The following is a 20,052-nucleotide window of genomic DNA, read 5'->3' on the forward strand; positions in this document are numbered from 1 at the left end:
CCAGATGCAGGATAAAAGCTTATATAACTAACCGTTTTTTATAGTACCCGGATATCCAACCTATTCAGGAGATTATCAATTGTCAAAATCGTCCAAGAAAAAACAACCTAAGGCTGCTCCCGTAGAGGAGAGTACCGAAGTGGCTCAGCCTGGACAAGATGAGTCCGTCGGAAAGGTTGCTTATAAACCAAAAACTCCCGAAGAGCGAAAAAAGGCACATGTTGAAGGTATTATCAAGACCGCTGTAGCTGCCATGCTTGGTATCGTAGCCGGTATACTGGCTACCATGGTCTATGACGCAGGCACCGATACCAGGTGGTATGCCGTACTCATTATCGTTGCCGGGTTTGCATATTATATTCAGAGGATCATATTCCCGCTCATCAAGATAGACACAAAGGAGTTTGGTTTCAAGGATTGGTTCTATGTGGAGTTCATCGTCATAGACTTCTGCCTTGTGACATGGACGTTACTTCTTAATTGATATCTCTTTTTATTATTTCTATTTCCAGTGACAGGGATCTTACATGCGAATAGCCATACTGAACAAAGACAGATGCCAGCCAAGACGTTGCAGTCACGAATGTGAGAAATACTGCCCCAGGGTAAGGACCGGGGATGAAACCATTGTTTTCCTTGATGACGGAAAACCTGCCATCTCGGAGGAACTCTGCGTAGGCTGTGGTATCTGTATCAACAAATGCCCGTTTGACGCCATTATGATCATCGGGCTTCCTGAAGAGCTAAATGAACCCACGCACAGGTACGGTCCGAATGCCTTTGCACTTTATGGACTACCAGTGCCGCAGGTGGGAAGGGTCACGGGTATACTGGGGCCCAACGGTATCGGTAAAAGTACTGCCGTACAGATACTCTCGGGAGCTCTTGTACCCAACTTCGGTGAGGATGAAGGTAGCTGGGATAAAGTGCTGGAATACTATGCAGGTACGGCCCTTTATGATTATTTCAGTGATGTGATAGACGGGAACATCAAAGTATCACAGAAGCCTCAGTATGTGGACCTCATACCCAAGGCATTCAAGGGCAAAACCAGCGAACTGCTGGAAAAGACCGATGAGCGCGGTGTTCTAGATGAACTCATAGAAAGGCTTGACCTTACCCACATCACTGACAGGAAGATCACGGAACTTAGTGGTGGGGAACTTCAGAGAGTAGCCATTGCTGCCTGCGCAGCCAAAGATGCGGATTTCTATTTCTTTGATGAGATCAGTCCGTACCTTGATATCTACCAGCGGATCAATTCCGCCCAGCTGATACAGGAAATTGCAGAGGAAAAAGCGGTGCTGGTTGTGGAGCACGACCTTGCGATACTCGATATGCTTGCTGATGTTGTGCACGTTGCATACGGCCAGCCAGGCGCATATGGTGTCATCACCTATCCCAAAGGAGTGCGCATAGGTATTAACCAGTATCTCAAAGGTTACCTGCCCGAGGAGAATGTGCGTATCCGTCCCGAGGCCATCAAGTTCGAGGTCCATCCTCCAAGGGTCGGGACAGATGTTAAAACCCTTGTGGAGTATGACAGCTTCTCCAAAAGATACGGTGATGCCTTCCTCCTCGAAACCGAGGCCGGCTCCCTAAAACAGGGAGAGGTGCTAGGAATAGTCGGTCCGAACGGTATTGGTAAGTCAACTTTTGTGAAGATGCTGGCAAGTGAGATCGAGCCTGACGAAGGTAAGCTCGACCTTGATATTTCCATATCCTACAAACCCCAGTATATCAAGGGTGACAGCTCTATGCAGGTACAGTATTTCCTGCGCGGTATATCCTCAAAGTTCAACACCAGTTATTTCCAGTCCGAGGTAGCCAAACCAATGCAGCTTGAACCGTTGTATGAACGTTCCCTTACAGATCTCAGTGGCGGTGAATTGCAGAGGGTCGCCATTGCCGCCTGCTTGTGCCGGGATGCGGACATGTACATCCTTGACGAGCCCAGTGCCCATCTTGATGTGGAGCAGCGTTCAATGACAACCCGGGTCATTAAGAGGTTTGCAGAGAACAACGGCAAGACCGCAATGGTCGTTGATCATGACATTTATATGATAGATATGCTCAGTGAACGTCTCATAGTCTTTGAGGGCGAATCCGCAGTTTACGGTAAGGCACACCGGCCTGCCAGCATGCTGGATGGTATGAACAATTTCCTTGAGAATCTGGATATCACTTTCAGGCGTGATGAGGATACATCCCGGCCGCGTGTCAACAAACCCAACTCAAGGCTTGACAGGGAGCAGAAGGCTAAAAAGCAGTACTACTACCATAACCTGGAGTAGTCTCCCTTTTTTAATCATATTCTCTCACAAAAAAGTCCGGACCTTCTTAATCATGCTGTAGTAAGAAGTTCGCCATTTTCAAAGTCTCATCAGATCAGAGATTTAATGGGTGCTGCATTCCTTCTAATGAAAACTGAAGACGCCTCTTTAGAAAGTGGCGTTTATTCGATATTTATAAATATGTTCGGGTTCCATGAAAATACAGGAGTGAATTTCAGCGGCCCTTGTATGTAATAAAATAATCCTTTAGCGGCTGCTGTATATATATATATATTAAAGATGGGAGGACTGGGATTATGCTGTCAAAGATACCGGCGGACATAGACAAGGTTAAGCCTGAAAACATGAACAAAGAAATATTGAGAGCTGCAATAGTTGCTGAACTGGATGCTATCAATCTGTATGAGCAGATGGCAGAGATGACTGACAACGATGAGGTCAAAAGGGTACTTATGGATGTTGCGCTGGAAGAAAAGACCCATGTGGGGGAGTTCCAGACCCTCTTACTGAGAGAAGACAAACAACAGGAAGAGGAACTCAAGGCCGGGGAAGAAGAAGTAAATGAAGAGCTTTCAAAGTAATACGGAGGTCAGGATATGTTTTCAGAGATACCGGTCAACCTTAAAATTGTAGCAGAGAAAGATCTTGATAAAGAGATAATGAGGGCTGCCATGATAGCTGAGCTGGACGCTGTGAATCTTTATGAGTCCATGGCATCACTAACAGAAAGTGAGGACCTCAAAGCCATTCTGATGGATGTGGCCCGGGAAGAGAAGGTCCATGTCGCAATGTTCCAGACTGTCCTCATGGAAGTGGACAAAGAGTATCTGAAAGTGATGTCGGAATATTCTCTCGGAAGGGGGAGGGTCTGAACGGTTTTGTGTTCTGACTCCGGTCCCGGGAACTCATGGCTCTTATGATCTCTTTTTTGCAACCGTATAGGCATCATATATGTTATAGAGCCAGAAAATCGCAAGTATGATAAAAGTGACTCCAAGATGCAATGTTAGTATAAGGGTGAACGCAATTGCAAAGAAAAGCAGTCCCTTTTTCATATCTCCGTTGCTGATCTGACCCAGGCCCGGGAATATCAGCGAATATAACGTGGATTTCCACGGTTCGGGTTTGGGTTCCTCTGCAAGCGTTTTATTTTCTGATGCCACATTTTGTTCTTCTTTCAGGTATATACCCCCAAATAAATTTACTCTCCGCTACTATATTAGAATTATCCCGGTCAGCTCGCTTCACCAATATCACTCCCGATAGGATTACACCTTATCGAGTAGTTTGCCGATGATACTCTTGGGTGATTCTGTCTTCTGTTCTTCTGTTCTTTTCCTTTTTCCGGTTTTAAGGTACCATGTAAGGAACTCAGTGTAGATGATGATGCCTATGAGTGTTGACCAGATGGTCAGGAGGATATGGAAATTATTGACCGGTACAAGTCCGTCTGCAAACAGGAAATGCCGGTATGAGAGAAAAGCTAAGGATGTTCCGGGTAAAACAATGACTGCCATTATCGGTACTATCAGCAGTGTCAGCATGGCTAGTCTGGATGAAATGGCCACCAGTATGAAAAGCACTGTCAGAGCAAATGTTACGAAAAGCAGTGCAGAGCCGATAAGTGCAAGAAATCCCATTGATACCCTCTTGTAATAATTTGTTTTATTTATACATTCTATTTATATATAGGTATACTGTCGCCGGTATGAGCGCAAGCATGCAAAAAAGGGCGATAAAGGACGACATCATAAATCCGGCAGCTTCCACACGGCCCGGAGCCGGGTACTCCGGTCCGGACTCTTGTTCTGTGTATGTTTCTGGGTATTCCTCATATCTTATCTTCTCCTCATTCTCGCCGGGTCGGGCATTTCCTGTCATATCATCTACATAGAGTACCGGATCTTCGGAAGTCGAACTGCCCGGCTGATCTTTCTTATTGATAAAATCAACTGTTGCTGCAGGCAGTTCAAGTTTACCCGTATGTTCTGTTGTCACTGTATAACTTATCTCTTTCAACTCTCCCGGCCCAAGCGACCCTTTCCAGTCGTTCTTGCCGGAAACCAGCGAAAACTGCTCCGGTATATTGTCGGAGAGGACAGCTTCGACTTCCCTGCTTCCGGTATTTACTATGTTTATGGTTACCTTTATTTCCTCACCTGGTAATGCGTAACCAGGTGACAGGTATTTTTCCACGGTTACTTTCGAGCCATGTATCTGGAAAACTTCCTCTATGGGGTCGGATTGTATTGTGCAGGTCTCTCCATTGTCTTTCCATTGGACCACTGCGTTTGTGAATGTGAAGCTGCCGGGAGTTGTAGGTTTTGCGTAGTATTTTATCTCTTTGAGAGTACCTGCTTCAACCATTACGGCCCATTCTGTATTCTTCAGATCATAAGGTATGAGCGATGGGTCAGTTTCATCCTTTACTGTCACTGCTACAGGGAAGCTTGCAGTGTTCTTTAGTATGATACTGATCCTGAAATATTGCTCAGTCCCAAACTCGATGTCACTGCCAGGTTTCTCTACAGTTTCCACATTTTTTTCCACGGAAATATAGGGCTTGACCAGAACCTCTGTCTGGCCAGATCCTGAATATGCATTTCCCTTAAAGTCATAACCCGTTATCTCCGATCTTATGTTCATGGTTTTTGCGACCGGTGTAACAGGTGCGGATACGGGGATAATGAAATTTTTTGTCTTTGCGGGCTCCAGTCCGGAAGATTGGATTTTCGGTTCATTCACATTTCCCTCGCTGGAACCTGTGGTCAGTATCAGGCCGTGAAGCGGAACTGTGCCATTATTGGTAAGCATGAACCGATACTCGATTTTCTCTCCGGAATCATAGATGCTTTTATCGGTCAGGACATCTGTCTTTATCTGCGGTACCCCGGTTCTTAGCGTTTCCACGAAAACTTCTTGGTCTTTCTTATTGACGTAAATGACATGGAGCATGAACTCATCAGAGAATTTCCTGTGATCGCCTGACAGGTATTTCACTTCAACGGGACCTTCATCGCTCATAACAGTTATCGTTGCCCCTTCTTCCGTGATATCGTCCAGTCTTACACTGTAATCGCCATCTTCGATGATGTCACTGGTTTTAAGTGCTGTCTTTGGTATGTTTGTGATCCAGACCCGCTCAAACTTCTGTTTGTAAGTCTCCAGTGAAACAATGCCTTTACTGATATCCAGTACGTTGATCTTCAATTCATCTTTATACACCTGTTCGCTGTTTGCAGCTGTATCAATGTAAAAGGACTCCTTGAAATCTTTATTGACATAGACCAGCAGTATTGCCGAAGGCTGTTTGCTGCTCATATTCACGGTATGCACCTTTACAGTGTATCCATCAAGTTCAGCTCTCTCTCCTGGTCCGAGTTCATACATACCTTTGAATATCCATATGTTCTCGTCGTGGAGGTCGTAGGCGTAAGCTGATGATGAAAGAATCGATAAAAGAAGTATCAGAATTATCAGCTTTTTTACAGCCATCATCACATCTATGTATTTTTATCTTTTAAATGTTATTGTATTTTGATTGACTTTCGCTCTCATTAATATGTATAGTGCAACAGCTGCAATGGCATAGATCATAATCCATGTACCTGATTCCAGTGACCCGATACTTTCTATGGAGAGGCGTGTGACAAGGTTCAGCGGTGAGTTGGTAAAGAGGTATGATACCATGAAAAGAAAGATCAGTATCATGGAGTACAGCAACTGGGAAACCCCTCTGTCCTTGAAAGTAAGGGCTATGGTACTGCTTAAAAGGACAAGCATAAGTCCTATAAGTGTGACCACCACCAGTATCTGTACGAAATTGCCTATGCTTATCCAGTTCAGTTCCAGGAGCAGCATCCATGTAAAGGACTGCAGGGGAACGATCGCGGTCGCCAGCAACACCTTCCCGCTGATGATATCCAGCAGGGATGCGGGAGATGCGAGCAGCAATTCCATGGTCTTCCTCTCATACTCCTCTGTTATAAAATCGATTATTAGCCCTCCTGAAATGAATGCCGGTGTAAATACCAGCAATGGGAGGAGTGCTACGTATATGAACTCGAAATAAGTGGAAGAGGTTTTAACTCCTCTGTTTATAATGTTTATGTCCACGGGTGAGTAGCCCTGTAAACGCTGTGTCCTTATATCACGCACCTGCTGCTCGAACTTCTCGAGAGGTTCTTTGATCTGCATAGAGATGAGTGTGGCCTTTATCTCGGATTTTGGCAGGTAGATCTCCACATTGAGAATATCTTCTCCTCCGGGAGGTCCTGAAGCTGTTACTATTATAGCATCTGCCCTGCGCTCGTAGAAATCGGTGTACGCCAGTGTCAGATCGCTGTACAGGACGGTATTGAGCTTACTTTCTTGCAGCAGATGATAAAGCTCGTTATCTTCGGTCCCGACAACAGCTATCTTTGTACCCTGCATTTCCATGTCCCCGATTGCAGTGGGGTCATAGAAAGAAGTAAGTCCTATTACAAGGAAGGTCGAAAAGGTTGCTATGAAAAGCTGGATCAGTACGGAAAGTATGAACGTCTTCTCATGCATGAGTTCTGCAAGCTCTTTTTTAGCAATGCTCTTTATCTTTTTATGGGATTTTCCTGACCTACCCAAAGAGAATCACCCTCAGGATGAACATGTTATATGCGCTGTGAATTATGGTTGCCAGAAGCACTGTGATAAGATATCTCCCGGTTCCCAGGCGATACATTCCCAATGAACTTATCATCGTTGTGGAAATGTGAAGTATAAGTGGAATAAGCAGGAGGGTGCCCATCGTCATTACTGAGCCAAAGGCTGAACTGGCTATGGGTGCCAGTGTAAGGACCGCGACCGCCTTCTCTCCAACAAAGAACCCGGCCCCTGATAGGATTGCAAACCTGGCGGCATTCTTCAGGGAGGGATCTGCAAGTTTCCTTTTATAAATAGTGTAAATACCTGCCGATTTTACCAGTTCCTCCGCCAGCGCGGAAAGTCCTATCATAGCGATGACCGAATATGGGGCAGGCAGGTTAAAGAGCATGACTATAAGCATCAACTGGCACATGTACACGAACGGGATGAATACGATACTAAGCAGGAAAACTGACCCGTATCTGTGTGAAAGGAAGATCTCGAAGGAATCTACGATCTTCTCTGTTATGGTTTTCTGGGTGAACAGGTCCTCTTCCCTGAAAATGAACGTTCCGAATGCAAATGCTGACAGTGCTACAAAATAGAACGGGAAGGTCGAGAACATGTATGTTTCGAATAATATGGATTCGCCCTCTATGAGGCGCACTATCAGTGTGACCGGGGATATGGAACTGATAGCATGGATATTGGTGAACATAGCCGGGAAGAACAAATAACCTGAGATGATCACCGAGAGGAATACGCTTGCGAATGTCAGTTCCTTGAAACTTCTTGACAGGATGGCTCCGAAAAAGGAAAGTGCGAAGAACAGCAGTACCACCGGGAATATAGAAGCAAGGATCAATAGTATATCCTGTAAACCTTCCTTCCCTGAAGGAATCCCCATGATATAAAGAGTGATGGCAGCCTGTATGAGTACAGTGATCAGAAGGTAGGGTATGGTCTTTCCTATCACAATATCCCTTCCCAGCAGAGGTGCTGCAAGCATCAGTTCACCCTTTCTGTTGGTACGTTCGTCCATGATGCTTGTTGAATAGAACTGTGAGACAAAGTATATGGGAAAAATGAACAGGAATGCATAGAGGATTGCCGTAAACGGGATGGGTGGTGAGAAATGGGTAGGTGTGGAGATCTTCTGTCTCTCAAAGAATGCTTTTCCTTTGTATTTATCCAGCTCATCGGCATTTTCGGGTGGTGTGAAAGAAGAGCCCGGTCTGATGGATTCAGGTGTCATTTCTTCGCGGTTGTATTCACTCGCTTCTCCGGTGTCCTGATCATTTTCCATTTCCCTTGAACCTGCTTCCAGCTGACCTGCAGTTTCTTCGGCACTCAGGAGCTGGATATTTTGGGGTCTTTCGATATCATGGACCGTAACCCATACTGGGTGGCTGTTGTTCACATCGTCGTATGAGGTAAGTACTAATTCCCGGTACTCCTTGACAGTGTTCTCAAGTGCACTTCCCGCAGATGCAGCTTTTCTGGTCTCTCCCAGATATGCGTTGTTCCCGATGATAGCAAGGTCGTTCCCGTATTGGTAGAAATTACTCGCTTCATAAACACTGACGGTACGGCTGTCAAACCTCTGATCGCTTTCCAGGATATATTCAATTCCGGGCTCGGTCGTTGATACACTGTAGATTCTCTGGTTCATGCTCATGTCGGTCTGGGCAGCGGCAAAAGAGGCGATTATAACCAGTATCAGGGAAAATATGAGCAGTGCAGATGATCTTACATCGAATTTGAGTCTTGACCGGAAGAACTCCCATTTTGCTATTGTGTACCAGCCTGGCATCACTTTTTATTAATCTCTTATTATATTAATATATATGTGACAATTGAATTCTCTTGTAAAACTGTTAACAGTTATATGCGATAAAAACAAAGTCCACTATAAAATATATATATTTAAGATATTGACGGAGTCGTTAAAAATGGTGGATATTCTATCTCAAACTATACCCTATACTGATATCCCGGTGTCACAGCTTTTGTTCGCACTGATAGTGCTTGTTGCCGGGATAGTGATTGCCGGGATACTTTCCGGAATGTTCCGCAACGGTCTGAAGAAGACCCAGCTTCCGGGACTTATCATTGAATTCCTTGTGAGATTCTTGCGTGCATTACTCTATGTAGCGGTCTTGCTGACTGTTGTCAGTGCCCTGGGAGTTGATGTGAGTGCGGTGATCGTGGGACTTTCAGCGGTCATAGGACTGGTTCTTGGCTTTGGTATGCAGGATTCCCTGAATAATGTAGCTGCAGGTGTCTGGATCGCATCACTGCGACCCCTTGACAAAGGAGAATATGTAACCGTTAATGGTCTTTCCGGTACCGTGGATGCTGTGGGCATTATGGCAACCGAACTCCTTACTCCGGACAACCAGTTCATCACCGTACCTAATAAACTGGTATGGGGCAGTCCCATTATCAATGCTACTCGTATGCCCACCCGCAGGGTCGATGTTGACGTGGGTGTGAGCTATGGTACCGAGATAGGCAAAGCAGTCAATATTGCCCTGGAACTTATGAAATCCCATCCAATGGTGCTAGAGGGACCGGCTCCTTCAGTTGTGACCACTGAACTGGCTGACTCTTCGGTCAATCTGCAGTTGCGTGCATGGACAAAGACATCCGATCTCTGGACTGCCAAGAACGAACTGACCAATGGCATATATGATGCTTTCAACAGAGAAGGCGTTGAGATACCGTTCCCGCAGATGGACATACATCTTGATAAGCAGTAACCCGGGTTGCCATTGGCAACCACCGGTCCCTATTTTTTTATAAAACTTTTTATATATAGTAATCAATACTCTCTTCTTGTGGAACAGAATATCATCGAAGTCAATGGGCTCAGAAAAGAATACGGGGATTTCGTTGCAGTTGAAAACCTGAGCTTTTTCATAGGCAGGGGTGAGATATTCGGAATAGTGGGTCCAAACGGTGCCGGCAAGACGACCACACTGAAGATGCTTGGCGGGCTTATCCGTCCGAGCAAGGGTAGTATTACCATGAAAGGCCTGGAAATGTCCCGGGACCCGGTGAGGATAAAGTCGTTTTTAGGTTTCCTTCCAGAAGAATCGCCGCTTTACGAAGGTATGTCAGTGGACGATTATCTGATGTTCTTTGCAGAGCTCTACGATATCGATAAAAGTGTAGCCCGGAAAAGGATATCGGATCTGCTCTTCGACCTGTCACTCAATGCAGACGGTAAGAAAATAGGCGACCTTTCTAAGGGTATGAAGCGTAAGGTTGCGATTGCCCGCTCTCTTATAAATGATCCTGATGTCCTGATCTACGATGAGCCTGCATCAGGCCTTGACCCGATGACCTCCAGATACATCACAGATTACGTACGTTCCCTTAAAAAAGCCGGAAAGACTATCGTTTTCACTGCACATAATCTCTATCAGGTAGAGAGTCTTTGTGACAATATCCTGATAATGAAGGACGGCAGGGAAGTCATACAGGGAACAGCAGACTTGATACGGGAGGAATACGGGAAGATACAGTACCGTCTTGAGTTCAGGGTGGATAGCACAGAGGAGTACGACCTTGCAGATATAAAGCAACTGAACGGTGGTTATGTCATAGTGACCGATGATATAAATGTAGTCAACAATACTACCAAGTGGGTTGCCTCAAGAGGCGGGGACATTGTAGAGATGCGTACGATCGTTCCTTCACTGGAAGACATCTTCCTCAGTATTATGGGTATTGAGCTTTTTGTTGATTGATCTTTTTTGATTTATATCATGTCATTGCAAAAAAATTAATAAGAACACTGATGCAGGGATGCGAATGAGTAGGTACTTTTCCTTTATACTCATTATATATGAGTTCTTATGCCTGTTGGGTTATGGGACATACTCTTAAGAGACCCTGTCCGATCATTTTAAATGCTCTTTGTTGCATATGCAACTGTTGCTATAGCAACAATAGGGCATATTATGAAATCTTCATCCAAAAATGCAAACCTTCTGATGGCAAAGATCAATGAGTCCGTAGGTAGGGAATCGTTCCTGCTTTCAAGACAGATCCGGATGTTTATAGCGAAGGAACTTGAACCCTATGGCATAGGAAGTGGCCAGTTCCCTTTTATGATGTGTCTGCTGCATCACGATGGTATAAGCCAGGAGAGTCTTACAAGATCATTGAACTGTGATCGGGCCACAGGTACCCGGGCTCTGAACAAACTGGAGAAATGCGGTTACGTACGCAGGGAGGCCAATCCTCAGGACAAACGTGCCTATTGTGTTTTCCTGACAGAAAAAGCGATACATCTGGGACCTGTAATAAGGAAGGCATCTTCGCAGATAAATGATGTTATCTTCAAAGGATTCACCGGTGAGGAAAAAGCCATTTTCATAAGTATGATCACCAGGGCCATTAATAATATGTCGGCTGAGAACGAGGCGAAGAAGGCTTTAAAATGAAAGATGCGACAGTCGAACCGCGCCTCTCGCCGGAAAGCGAGGCCGGTGGAAGTACCGCCGGCATGAAAGCTCTGTCAGGTGATCCGAAAAAAGCAATGATCAAGCTGGCACTACCGATGATGCTTGCCATGTCCATCCAGACCGTGTATAATCTTGTTGATACGTTCTGGGTATCAGGCCTTGGAGCTGACTCTCTTGCAGCGGTAGGTTTCGTATTCCCTTTTTTCTTTGCCTCTATAGCCCTCTCCACTGGTCTTGGTGTGGGCGGTGGCTCTGCAATATCCCGGAAGCTGGGTGCAAGGGATAAGCAGGGGGCTGATAATGTTGCTGTCCACACGATGATCCTCATGCTCATTCTGGTGGTATTGTTCACGGTCCCGCTCTACATGTATGCGGACAGGATATTCACTCTTATAGGCGCCGGAAAGACAGTAGGACTGGCAACTTCATACGGAAAGGTCATCTTTGCCGGAAGCCTGCTTATGTTCTTTCCCAATGTAGCAAGTGCTATCCTGCGTAGTGAAGGTGATACTAAACGTGCCATGAATGCAATGATACTTGGTTCTGTGTTAAATATAATACTGGACCCAATTCTGATCTACTGGCTCGATATGGGTGTGGCGGGTGCGGCCTGGGCAACTGTGATCTCTCTCGGTGTCAGTGCCGTTCTCATGGCCAACTGGTTGTTCTTCAGAAAAGATACATATGTTTCCTTCGATTTCAAGGACTTCAGCTTCGACAGGGGTATCCTCCGTGATATCTTCAGGGTAGGCATACCTGCATCCTTCCAGCAGTCATCCATGGCCTTGATGATGCTTTTAATGAATGCCATCATAATCTATGTCAGTGATACCGATGGAGTAGCTGTCTACACTGTTGGCTGGCGTGTCGCAATGATAGCTGTTGCTCCTCTCATCGGTATTTCGACTGCTGTTATAACCATGAGTGGTTTTGCCTTCGGGGAAGGTTCTCATGACAAAGTGTCTTTCTCACACCTCTATGCCACAAAAATGGGCTTTCTTGTTGAGACTGTTATTGCGGTCCTGACATTTGTTCTCGCCCCGCAGATCGCCTATGCTTTTACCATGTCTGAAGGTGCAGCCCATCTGACCGGTGACCTTACGATCTTCCTCAGGATAATCTGTATCTTCTATCCGATGGTATCCCTGGGTATGCTTTCATCAGCTCTTTTCCAGGGAGTGGGAAAGGGTGTTAATGCACTTATGGCAACAATTCTGCGTGCTCTCATATTCGTTCCTCTGTTTGCTCTAATCTTTGCAGTAAGTTTCGATTATGGACTTGTCGGCATCTGGTGGGGCATTGTAGTCGGGAATACCCTCGGAGCGGCAGTGATTTTCCTGTGGGCAAGGATGTATCTGGGAAGCCTGGCCAAAAAAGAGGCGGGACATACTGTAGCTGAGGCCACATAGGAGTGTCTTATCACAGAACGCGCCCTTTCCAAAAACTTATAAGCTCTTTGTCGGATAGATAACATTAGTTTTATTAGTTTCCGATAAAGGGCGTTTGCAATTTTTTACGGATAACATACAATATTATCATGGTGAAAATTTCATGATCAAACATCTTGAAAATACCTCGGAGGCCGGAACGAATACAGAGGAATGCCTGCATTTTACGGATAATGAGCAAGTCCTGCTACTGGAGACCTCTGGTGGTGAAAAATTGTACAGAAGGTTTGATTCCATTGTAGTTGTTCTTCCCTGTGGAAGGAGTACTCTCACAACTTCCTGGGTCAACGGAGGATACAGGGAGGACCTGCAGGCAATTTTCAATCATAGTGTGCCAAGGGGGAAGAACTCTATAGAGGATCTTGAAGGGGGAAGTATCCCTGCTTATCTTGAATTCATTTCAAAAGGTCTTGGACTGGATCCTGACACCTCATCCGGCTTGCTGACGGCTGCCTGTATGGATAATGTTGCCATCGCCACACGTTCTTTCAGGAGTGTCGAGGTGACAGCGGTAGTAACCGGTGGTATCGAGGTCAACGGCGGACGTGTCGGGGATCCTGCATCATATTATCAGGAAAACGGGACCTATCAGTTCATCAAGGGAACCATAAACACTATACTTATCGTAGGTGCAAATCTGCCGGAATATTCAATGAACAGGGCTGTTGTGACAGCTACCGAGGCAAAGACCGCGACCCTGCAGCAGCTTATGGCACCGAGTCGCCACTCACAGGGTATTGCAACGGGTTCGGGGAGTGATATGCTGGCCATCGTCGCAGACAGGACCAGCCCAATACTGCTCACAGATGCAGGAAAGCATTCCAAGCTTGGGGAAATGATCGGACTGTGCGTGCTTGAAGCTACTCAAAGGGCCCTGGAGCTGCAGTCAGATCTCACACTTCTCTCCCAGAGGGATATGATGGTGCGCCTTGACAGGTTCGGTGTTGATGAGGCAATGTACTGGAAGGCAGCATCAAAGCTTGAAGGCCAGAATAGTAAGGCCACTTTTCTAAAAGCACTTCGGGAGTTTTCAAAGAATCCCTCTCTGGTGGGAAGTGCAGCTGCCGTTCTGCATATCCTTGATGAGGTATCGTGGGGGCTTATTCCGGAGACTGCCGGAAGGAAAACTTCGATTGCCATTATGAAAGGTCTGCCTGATCTGTTAGGATGTGCTGTTCCGGTGCCTTTTGATGACATTCTGGACGAAAAGAACGCTATTATGGACAACTGGATCAATATAACTGCATGGCTGGTCAAGAACGGCAGATATGGCGGGGTGTCTGATAAATGAAAACAGATTCGGGATAACTATGAAAGAACTGATGAATCTCTCAACTTACAAGGTCGAGATGGATATATTCGATTCTGACTGGGGTAAGATCTCAAACTTCCTGACCAGACACCAACTTGACGGGATCGAGCTTTACGTAGATCATATTTCAGTACCGGAGATACCGGACCATCTTATACAGGGTGTGCACCTTCCTTATTGGATGGGAAGGCACAGGGCATGGCTTGATGATGCTGTTTTCTGCTCCGATATTGAGGACGCTGAGAAAACATATCTTTTCGGTGGTCAGAGCCGCGAGGAAGTGATTATGAACTTCAGGAGGTCAATGGAGAATGCAGGCCTGCTTGATGTGGCATACGGGGTGTTCCATGTGGCTTACGTTGAACTGGAGCATGTGTTCACACGTTCTTTCAATTGTACCGACTACGATGTTATGGACACTACGGCGGATTTTTTGAATGAAGCCGTTGCATTGTTCCCCCGGGGAGAGCCTCCCGTGCGTCTCTTTTTTGAGAACCTATGGTGGCCGGGACTGACATTTCTCGACCCTGGGGCTATAAACCATTTTGCCGAACGCCTTGATTTTGACAACTGGGCCTTTGTGCTCGATGTAGGTCATCTCATGAATGCTACCACCGTTTGCAGGGAAGAGGAATGTGCTGTGGATACTGTCCTGGATGTACTTTCAAAGCTTCCTGAAGACGTAGTGGACCGCATAGAAGGTATGCATTTCCATCACAGTTTGTCCGGAGATATCATGCAGTCAGGCCAGGATATTTCTGTTCCGGAAGGCTTTGCACAAATGGCTTTCTTTGATCGTCTGGGTAAGGTCATGGAGGTGGTTGAAAAGATGGATCAGCATATGCCTTTCACACATGAGCGCTGTTCGGAGATAGTAGAATACGTATCTCCTGACTACCTTACACATGAATTCATAATCCATGACCTGCAATCCATTGATGAAAAGATAAGGACGCAACGTGCTGCTTTGAATAAAAAGACCCTTTAAGATGCTTCCTGCCTGTATCTGCTTTGCAGGCCGTATACGTGGGGTGATCACAAGTGTTCACTTCTGACAGATAAGATGCAGTGCGGAATTTATATATATAGGACTGCATAATCCCTTATATCTATGAGTATAGTCGATAATAACGAATCTGAAGATCCTGAACATATTGACCGTTTAAAACTTTTCAGTGCTCTTGGAAGTGAAACCCGTCTTAGGATGCTCGGGAAGCTGACCGAAGGAGAAATGCATATCTCCGAACTTGCACGAGAGCTGGGGATTTCGGTCCCTGTAGCAGCAAAACATGCAAATATACTTGAAGCGGCAGACCTCATACAGAGGAAAGTATATGGTAAGACCCATGTACTTCAATTGAATAACAGGAATATGTTCAAGGCACTTGATATGTTCGCACCCTGCAAAAGCGTTGAGGTGGAAAAAGGCACAACATTACTGGAGACATTGAAGAAGGTGTCTGTTGTCGAAGTAAGGAACATACGCGGTCAGGAGAACATTGTTTCTACCAATGGTGAGGAAGGTTTTTTTGTTTATGAGGTGAACGGCGAGTTCTCTGATAAGACTGTAAGTAATTTCACTTTTGATAAGAACTCAACTGTAATGTGGAAGAAACTTGAACCTGTAAGTATGCTGAAGATCAGGGTCAAGGTCAGGGAAGAGTAATTATCTTCCTCTTGTAGTTACTTTTGATTTGTATTCCTGTTTCTGATACCTTCCCTGAATTACTTTCACTTCGCTTGGAAGTCGTGTATATAGGCCGATGCAGAATTAATATGCAATGACCAGTTGGCACCCTGTTAATGAACACCATATGACTCTTATGGAACGGATGAAGGTCCTTTCCGAGGGAACAAAATATGATAGCTGTAACCAGGGTGCTGTATGCCATGCATTCGGGCCTGACGGTCGATGCATCCAGCTCTACAAGACGCTTCTAACCAATACGTGTTCAGGCGAATGTACCTATTGTCCTAACAGATATGGGAGGCAATCTGCAAAGGCTTCCCTTACTCCGGAGGAGATTGCGAAGATCACCTGGTCCTTCTACAGAAAGAATGCTATTGAAGGCTTGTTCCTGTCTTCTGGAGTGATGGGGGATGCAGAGAGAACAGCTGAGAAGCAGCTTGAGGTCGCAAGACTTCTACGCAATCAGGGTTTTAAGGGGTATATACACATGCGGTTGATGCCGGGTACTCCGTTGTACCTGCTGGAGGAAATCGCTGACTATGCAAACAAGTTCGGTGTTAATGTAGAAACCACAAGTTCTGTCAACTATTCGGAGATATGTCCTAACTTCGATTACAACAGTGATGTGCTGCAGAGGCTCAAGTGGACAAGGGACCTGATAAACAAGAAACGAAAAGAAGTAGGTTATGGGGGTCGTATCATAGGTGCCAATGACACTCAATTCGTTGTGGGAGCACTATCAGAATCCGATAGTGAGATTATCCGGACCGTGGATGATCTCATGGACAGGTATGAACTGAGGCGACCGTATTTTATGAGTTTTAACCCGGTTCCTTCCACACCCCTTGAGAATAATCCTTCACCGCCTGGGTGGCGGGAGACCAGGCTATACCAGGCATCCTATCTATTGAAGGACTACGGCCTGAAGGCCTTTGATCTTGGTCAGGTTTACGATGACAATGGTTTCCTTGCAGACACAGACCCTAAAATGCTGCTTGCGCAATCACATCCTGAGAGATTCCCGGTAAATATCAATTCAGCAAGTCTGAAAGATCTGCTTCTTGTTCCGGGCATAGGGCCGGTGGGTGCCAACAGGATAATCAGGTCCAGACCCATCTCTTCCGAGAAAGAACTCATGCGAATGGGTGTGGTTATTTCCAGGGCACGTCCTTTCATTGAGATCAATGGGAACAGGCAGACCAACCTTTCATCTTTTATGGAGGCAAGCTAATGATCATAGCTTTTAAGGAAAATGTAGAAGGCGTGCTACTGGCATGCTCACAACTGCTGGATCGTCCGGATCATGACCTTGTTTTTGCAAAGGATCTGAATGAGCTCCGGGACAAAATATCTTTTTCAGGGATTGAGGGGGAAATGAAGGTGGTCGGATTCAAACCAGTGGCCAACTGCTCCGAGCTTGCTGCCGGCATATTTTGTAAGAGAAAAAGCAGCCGTATGTCCCAAAGGGATCCCGGTGTGGAAAGGTATATCGATCTTGTCCTTAGGCATTCGTCCTGCAATCCTGCGGAACTGGTACATTTGATATGTTCCTGTGCCGGGGATGCCAATCATTTGTATTCGGGGAAGGCCCTTGCGGGTAAGAGGTATTATAATTATATGCGGGATGTAATACGTGCATACCAAAAGTTGTGCATGTTCGCCAGGCCTGATCTTGTAAACGGCATCCTGTCAGTAAAAGTGGACTCACCTCACTTTATCGGCGACATGTTCTGTCGATGGCTTGCGGGAAAGAATCCTGATCTGCCAGTCTATGTCGTGGAAAAGGATATTGCATGGATAGGCAACGGCCACTATCTTGGCCTTGAAAATTTTATGACCGTACGCTCCTCTTTTGTAGAACACCTGAGTTTCTCAAGGGAGGATGATGAGGTAGACCATTTGTGGGATGTTTATTATGATTCGCAGATGATCCCTTCCCGCAGAAATAAAAGACATTCAAAGCACTTACAACCAAAAAGCTCAGCTTCTGTTAGTGAGATGTCCCGAAGGGACCGATATAAGGTTGAACGTGGGATAGCAAGTTGCACTCTTGATAGGTTTAATACTTAGGAGCGCAATTCTGGGATAGTATGTCGGAAGATATCACGAGTTTACGTTCTGTACCCGGGATAGGGGAAAAGATGGCAAAGCGGTTCATCGAGCATTTCGGGAGTGAGAGCCTGGCCCTTGAAGCTATTCTCAGGGCTGATATCGCAGGGATCTCTCAGGTGGAGGGTGTGGGACAACGTTATGCTATCTCTCTGGTACATGACATAAGGTCAAGGGCCGAAGGCGTGGATATCTCTGATTTCCTGAAAACCCGGGAAGCTCTGGACGTTTATGATAGGCTGCTCGAGCTGATAGCAGATTTTGCGCATACCACTTATGCAAGGGATAAACTGCATATGTTCATACCGTATCCCTCAAAAAGGTCGGATATTATCATGCAGATGCGCAGCTCGGTATCCGGGTATATGGAAACTGCAAAGCTCCTTGCAGATGACAAAGAGATAGTTTCCATGCTTACAAAGGTAAAACCACTGAATCTCAGACACACCGTCCCGAAAGTACGTGACAGGGTTATAGTTACGGCAGACCAGGATACCTTCGAATATAGTAGAGGAAGATTCGGTTATGGGCTGGATGTGCAACTTGCTGGCTCTCTTTCCGAATTTGTTGACATTTCGAGAGGCTACTCCTATGTTACTGCGGCGAATGATACGTATATGTCCTTTGATCTTCCGGAAGAGATCAACCCGGAGTTTGTTCCGGATATTACTCAAACCGAGGACTGGGAAATAATTCCGGAAAAGGAGATCATTGCCTTCTCTAAAAATCTTGGAAGCCTGCAATGCGCAATAGGGATTGTCAGGTTGTTGCGTTCTAAGGGAATATCATTTATGGATGCTGTTCCGGACGGAGACCTGGAGGAACTTGCTTCCACCTTATCGCTTATCGATACGGACGGGAATATTATAAAGGGGACAGATGAAGAGGTAGACCGGCTGCGCTATGTTATTGAGAACCTTGATCCATGTGTTACAGATGCCCTGAAAGATGCGAACTCGAAGTTTGACGAATGTCTTGTGAAGAGTGAGTTCACACTTGGGGGCCAGGATATGCTCAAGGTGATGAAAGGCTCCATGGAACTGAAGGATCTCCTGGGGAAGAAGCTCCATACTTCCTATCATTCCGTAATGAAGGAATGCATGACTGCTATCTGTAGTGATCTGAGTCTGGAGAATAAGGAAACGCTGTTCATAGACTCTCTTTTTCCTGAAGAGATCGGCCATCCGGTTGAGATCGACCGGGAACAACTGTCTTCATTCAGGCAGCATCTGGAACGCAAGGTCCTCAAAAGACAACTTGAGCACAAGCGTGAGGTCGCCAGGGTACTTTCATCCTATCTTGAAGTTGTCAGGAGCATGGTCAGGGAAGTACTGGATTTTGATGTCGGGTTTGCCATCGGCTGTTTTGCCATGGCTCATAATCTTGAAATGCCGGATATAGTTGAAGGCCCTGGTATTGGATTTGACAAAGGCCGGAATCTCTTCATAGCTTCCAGGCACGGGGATGTTGTTCCAATTGACTATTCCCTCGGAAAGAACAGTTATGGACCGGATGCTGACAGCAGCCGTGTAATACTGCTCAGCGGGGTCAATTCAGGAGGCAAGACCTCCATGCTCGAGTTAATAGCCCAGTCTCTGATCCTGACTCATATGGGCTTCCCTGTGCCGGCATCATCTTCCGAGGTATCTCTTAGTGATGGTCTTTATTATTTTGCCAAGTCCAAGGGTACCCTGGATGCCGGAGCCTTTGAGACAACGCTAACCGAATTTGCAGTTGTGGCCGATGATTCTGCTAAGATTGTGCTGGCCGATGAGCTTGAATCTATAACCGAACCCGGAGCTTCTGCCAAGATCATAGCTGGCATACTTGAAGTCCTCACTGGGAATGAGGAAAGTATGTCAGTATTCGTATCCCATCTTTCGGAACTGATACTTGAGAATACCACATGCAACATAAGGGTTGATGGTATAGAGGCAAGTGGCCTTGACGCCGACCTTAACCTGATAGTCGACAGGAGCCCGCGCTATAATTACGTTGCGAAAAGTACGCCCGAGCTCATAGTAGAAAGATTGTCAAAGAAGACATCGGGCAGGGAACAGGCTTTTTATGAGAAACTAAAGAAAAAATTCCACTGAAAAATGCT

Annotated in this window: 19 protein-coding genes; 14 read left to right on the forward strand and 5 right to left on the reverse strand. The window is 45.9% G+C overall.

Translation table 11 applies throughout. The features are described from left to right. Nucleotides 1–79: 79 nt before the first annotated feature. From CUN85_RS09985 to CUN85_RS10000, 4 genes are all read left to right on the forward strand, one after another. On the forward strand, nucleotides 80–484 hold the full coding sequence (locus tag CUN85_RS09985; protein ID WP_135390182.1) for an EMC6-like membrane protein: 405 nt from the start codon (nucleotides 80–82) through the stop codon (nucleotides 482–484). 43 nt (nucleotides 485–527) lie between these two features. Next, complete coding sequence (locus tag CUN85_RS09990; RefSeq protein ID WP_135390183.1) at nucleotides 528–2,294, forward strand: ribosome biogenesis/translation initiation ATPase RLI; 1,767 nt, start codon at nucleotides 528–530, stop codon at nucleotides 2,292–2,294. Nucleotides 2,295–2,590: 296 nt separating this feature from the next. Beyond that, nucleotides 2,591–2,875 (forward strand): ferritin-like domain-containing protein, encoded by a 285-nt coding sequence (locus CUN85_RS09995; protein ID WP_135390184.1) that lies wholly within the window; start codon nucleotides 2,591–2,593, stop codon nucleotides 2,873–2,875. 15 nt (nucleotides 2,876–2,890) lie between these two features. Continuing rightward, on the forward strand, nucleotides 2,891–3,166 hold the full coding sequence (locus CUN85_RS10000) for a ferritin family protein (RefSeq protein ID WP_135390185.1): 276 nt from the start codon (nucleotides 2,891–2,893) through the stop codon (nucleotides 3,164–3,166). 42 nt (nucleotides 3,167–3,208) lie between these two features. On the opposite strand, the gene CUN85_RS10005 is transcribed toward CUN85_RS10000, so the two are convergent. The 5 genes from CUN85_RS10005 to CUN85_RS10025 all read right to left on the reverse strand — a co-directional run bounded on the left by CUN85_RS10005 (nucleotide 3,209) and on the right by CUN85_RS10025 (nucleotide 8,727). Beyond that, the gene (locus tag CUN85_RS10005) at nucleotides 3,209–3,457 is read right to left on the reverse strand and encodes a hypothetical protein (RefSeq protein ID WP_235856283.1); all 249 of its coding nucleotides are present in this window, start codon (nucleotides 3,455–3,457) and stop codon (nucleotides 3,209–3,211) included. A 105-nt stretch (nucleotides 3,458–3,562) separates the two neighbouring features. Beyond that, entirely contained in the window at nucleotides 3,563–3,934 is a 372-nt protein-coding gene (locus tag CUN85_RS10010; protein WP_205804423.1) for a hypothetical protein, read from the reverse strand. A 25-nt stretch (nucleotides 3,935–3,959) separates the two neighbouring features. Then, nucleotides 3,960–5,792, reverse strand: coding sequence for a COG1470 family protein (locus CUN85_RS10015; protein WP_135390186.1), 1,833 nt, complete (start codon nucleotides 5,790–5,792; stop codon nucleotides 3,960–3,962). A gap of 15 nt (nucleotides 5,793–5,807) precedes the next feature. Beyond that, nucleotides 5,808–6,914, reverse strand: coding sequence for an ABC transporter permease (locus CUN85_RS10020; protein ID WP_235856284.1), 1,107 nt, complete (start codon nucleotides 6,912–6,914; stop codon nucleotides 5,808–5,810). After that, on the reverse strand, nucleotides 6,907–8,727 hold the full coding sequence (locus CUN85_RS10025) for an ABC transporter permease subunit (protein WP_135390187.1): 1,821 nt from the start codon (nucleotides 8,725–8,727) through the stop codon (nucleotides 6,907–6,909). The genes CUN85_RS10020 and CUN85_RS10025 overlap by 8 nt, the downstream gene beginning before the upstream one ends. 139 nt (nucleotides 8,728–8,866) lie before the next feature. Between CUN85_RS10025 and CUN85_RS10030 the strand changes: the two genes are divergently transcribed. The 10 genes from CUN85_RS10030 (at nucleotide 8,867) to CUN85_RS10075 (ending at nucleotide 20,044) form a co-directional block, all read left to right on the forward strand. Further along, complete coding sequence (locus tag CUN85_RS10030; protein WP_135390188.1) at nucleotides 8,867–9,676, forward strand: mechanosensitive ion channel family protein; 810 nt, start codon at nucleotides 8,867–8,869, stop codon at nucleotides 9,674–9,676. A 78-nt stretch (nucleotides 9,677–9,754) separates the two neighbouring features. Continuing rightward, nucleotides 9,755–10,669: an ABC transporter ATP-binding protein gene (locus tag CUN85_RS10035; protein ID WP_235856285.1), complete on the forward strand. Its 915-nt coding sequence runs from the start codon at nucleotides 9,755–9,757 to the stop codon at nucleotides 10,667–10,669. A 213-nt stretch (nucleotides 10,670–10,882) separates the two neighbouring features. Continuing rightward, on the forward strand, nucleotides 10,883–11,368 hold the full coding sequence (locus CUN85_RS10040; protein ID WP_167848854.1) for a MarR family winged helix-turn-helix transcriptional regulator: 486 nt from the start codon (nucleotides 10,883–10,885) through the stop codon (nucleotides 11,366–11,368). After that, the gene (locus CUN85_RS10045; RefSeq protein ID WP_135390190.1) at nucleotides 11,365–12,798 is read left to right on the forward strand and encodes an MATE family efflux transporter; all 1,434 of its coding nucleotides are present in this window, start codon (nucleotides 11,365–11,367) and stop codon (nucleotides 12,796–12,798) included. The genes CUN85_RS10040 and CUN85_RS10045 overlap by 4 nt, the downstream gene beginning before the upstream one ends. 142 nt (nucleotides 12,799–12,940) lie before the next feature. Continuing rightward, nucleotides 12,941–14,128 (forward strand): adenosylcobinamide amidohydrolase, encoded by a 1,188-nt coding sequence (locus tag CUN85_RS10050; protein WP_135390191.1) that lies wholly within the window; start codon nucleotides 12,941–12,943, stop codon nucleotides 14,126–14,128. 19 nt (nucleotides 14,129–14,147) lie between these two features. Next, nucleotides 14,148–15,137: a TIM barrel protein gene (locus CUN85_RS10055; protein ID WP_135390207.1), complete on the forward strand. Its 990-nt coding sequence runs from the start codon at nucleotides 14,148–14,150 to the stop codon at nucleotides 15,135–15,137. Between the two features lie 123 nt (nucleotides 15,138–15,260). Beyond that, nucleotides 15,261–15,815, forward strand: coding sequence for an ArsR family transcriptional regulator (locus tag CUN85_RS10060; protein ID WP_135390192.1), 555 nt, complete (start codon nucleotides 15,261–15,263; stop codon nucleotides 15,813–15,815). Nucleotides 15,816–15,930: 115 nt separating this feature from the next. Continuing rightward, nucleotides 15,931–17,070: a radical SAM protein gene (locus tag CUN85_RS10065; protein WP_235856286.1), complete on the forward strand. Its 1,140-nt coding sequence runs from the start codon at nucleotides 15,931–15,933 to the stop codon at nucleotides 17,068–17,070. Continuing rightward, nucleotides 17,070–17,909: a DUF4130 domain-containing protein gene (locus tag CUN85_RS10070; RefSeq protein WP_235856287.1), complete on the forward strand. Its 840-nt coding sequence runs from the start codon at nucleotides 17,070–17,072 to the stop codon at nucleotides 17,907–17,909. The genes CUN85_RS10065 and CUN85_RS10070 overlap by 1 nt, the downstream gene beginning before the upstream one ends. Before the next feature lie 20 nt (nucleotides 17,910–17,929). Then, nucleotides 17,930–20,044: a helix-hairpin-helix domain-containing protein gene (locus tag CUN85_RS10075; protein ID WP_135390193.1), complete on the forward strand. Its 2,115-nt coding sequence runs from the start codon at nucleotides 17,930–17,932 to the stop codon at nucleotides 20,042–20,044. The last annotated feature ends 8 nt before the right edge of the window (nucleotides 20,045–20,052 follow it).

The organism is Methanolobus halotolerans, from assembly GCF_004745425.1.
GTDB lineage: Archaea > Halobacteriota > Methanosarcinia > Methanosarcinales > Methanosarcinaceae > Methanolobus > Methanolobus halotolerans.

Excerpts from the sequence above, each read along its gene's own strand:
- CUN85_RS09990 (WP_135390183.1), top strand. The coding sequence starts at position 528 with ATGCGAATAGCCATACTGAACAAAGACAGATGCCAGCCAAGACGTTGC.
- CUN85_RS09995 (WP_135390184.1), top strand. The coding sequence starts at position 2,591 with ATGCTGTCAAAGATACCGGCGGACATAGACAAGGTTAAGCCTGAAAAC.
- CUN85_RS10000 (WP_135390185.1), top strand. The coding sequence starts at position 2,891 with ATGTTTTCAGAGATACCGGTCAACCTTAAAATTGTAGCAGAGAAAGAT.
- CUN85_RS10010 (WP_205804423.1), bottom strand. The coding sequence starts at position 3,934 with ATGGGATTTCTTGCACTTATCGGCTCTGCACTGCTTTTCGTAACATTT.
- CUN85_RS10015 (WP_135390186.1), bottom strand. The coding sequence starts at position 5,792 with ATGATGGCTGTAAAAAAGCTGATAATTCTGATACTTCTTTTATCGATT.
- CUN85_RS10025 (WP_135390187.1), bottom strand. The coding sequence starts at position 8,727 with ATGCCAGGCTGGTACACAATAGCAAAATGGGAGTTCTTCCGGTCAAGA.
- CUN85_RS10030 (WP_135390188.1), top strand. The coding sequence starts at position 8,867 with ATGGTGGATATTCTATCTCAAACTATACCCTATACTGATATCCCGGTG.
- CUN85_RS10040 (WP_167848854.1), top strand. The coding sequence starts at position 10,883 with ATGAAATCTTCATCCAAAAATGCAAACCTTCTGATGGCAAAGATCAAT.
- CUN85_RS10045 (WP_135390190.1), top strand. The coding sequence starts at position 11,365 with ATGAAAGATGCGACAGTCGAACCGCGCCTCTCGCCGGAAAGCGAGGCC.
- CUN85_RS10050 (WP_135390191.1), top strand. The coding sequence starts at position 12,941 with ATGATCAAACATCTTGAAAATACCTCGGAGGCCGGAACGAATACAGAG.
- CUN85_RS10055 (WP_135390207.1), top strand. The coding sequence starts at position 14,148 with ATGAAAGAACTGATGAATCTCTCAACTTACAAGGTCGAGATGGATATA.
- CUN85_RS10060 (WP_135390192.1), top strand. The coding sequence starts at position 15,261 with ATGAGTATAGTCGATAATAACGAATCTGAAGATCCTGAACATATTGAC.
- CUN85_RS10065 (WP_235856286.1), top strand. The coding sequence starts at position 15,931 with ATGACCAGTTGGCACCCTGTTAATGAACACCATATGACTCTTATGGAA.
- CUN85_RS10070 (WP_235856287.1), top strand. The coding sequence starts at position 17,070 with ATGATCATAGCTTTTAAGGAAAATGTAGAAGGCGTGCTACTGGCATGC.
- CUN85_RS10075 (WP_135390193.1), top strand. The coding sequence starts at position 17,930 with ATGTCGGAAGATATCACGAGTTTACGTTCTGTACCCGGGATAGGGGAA.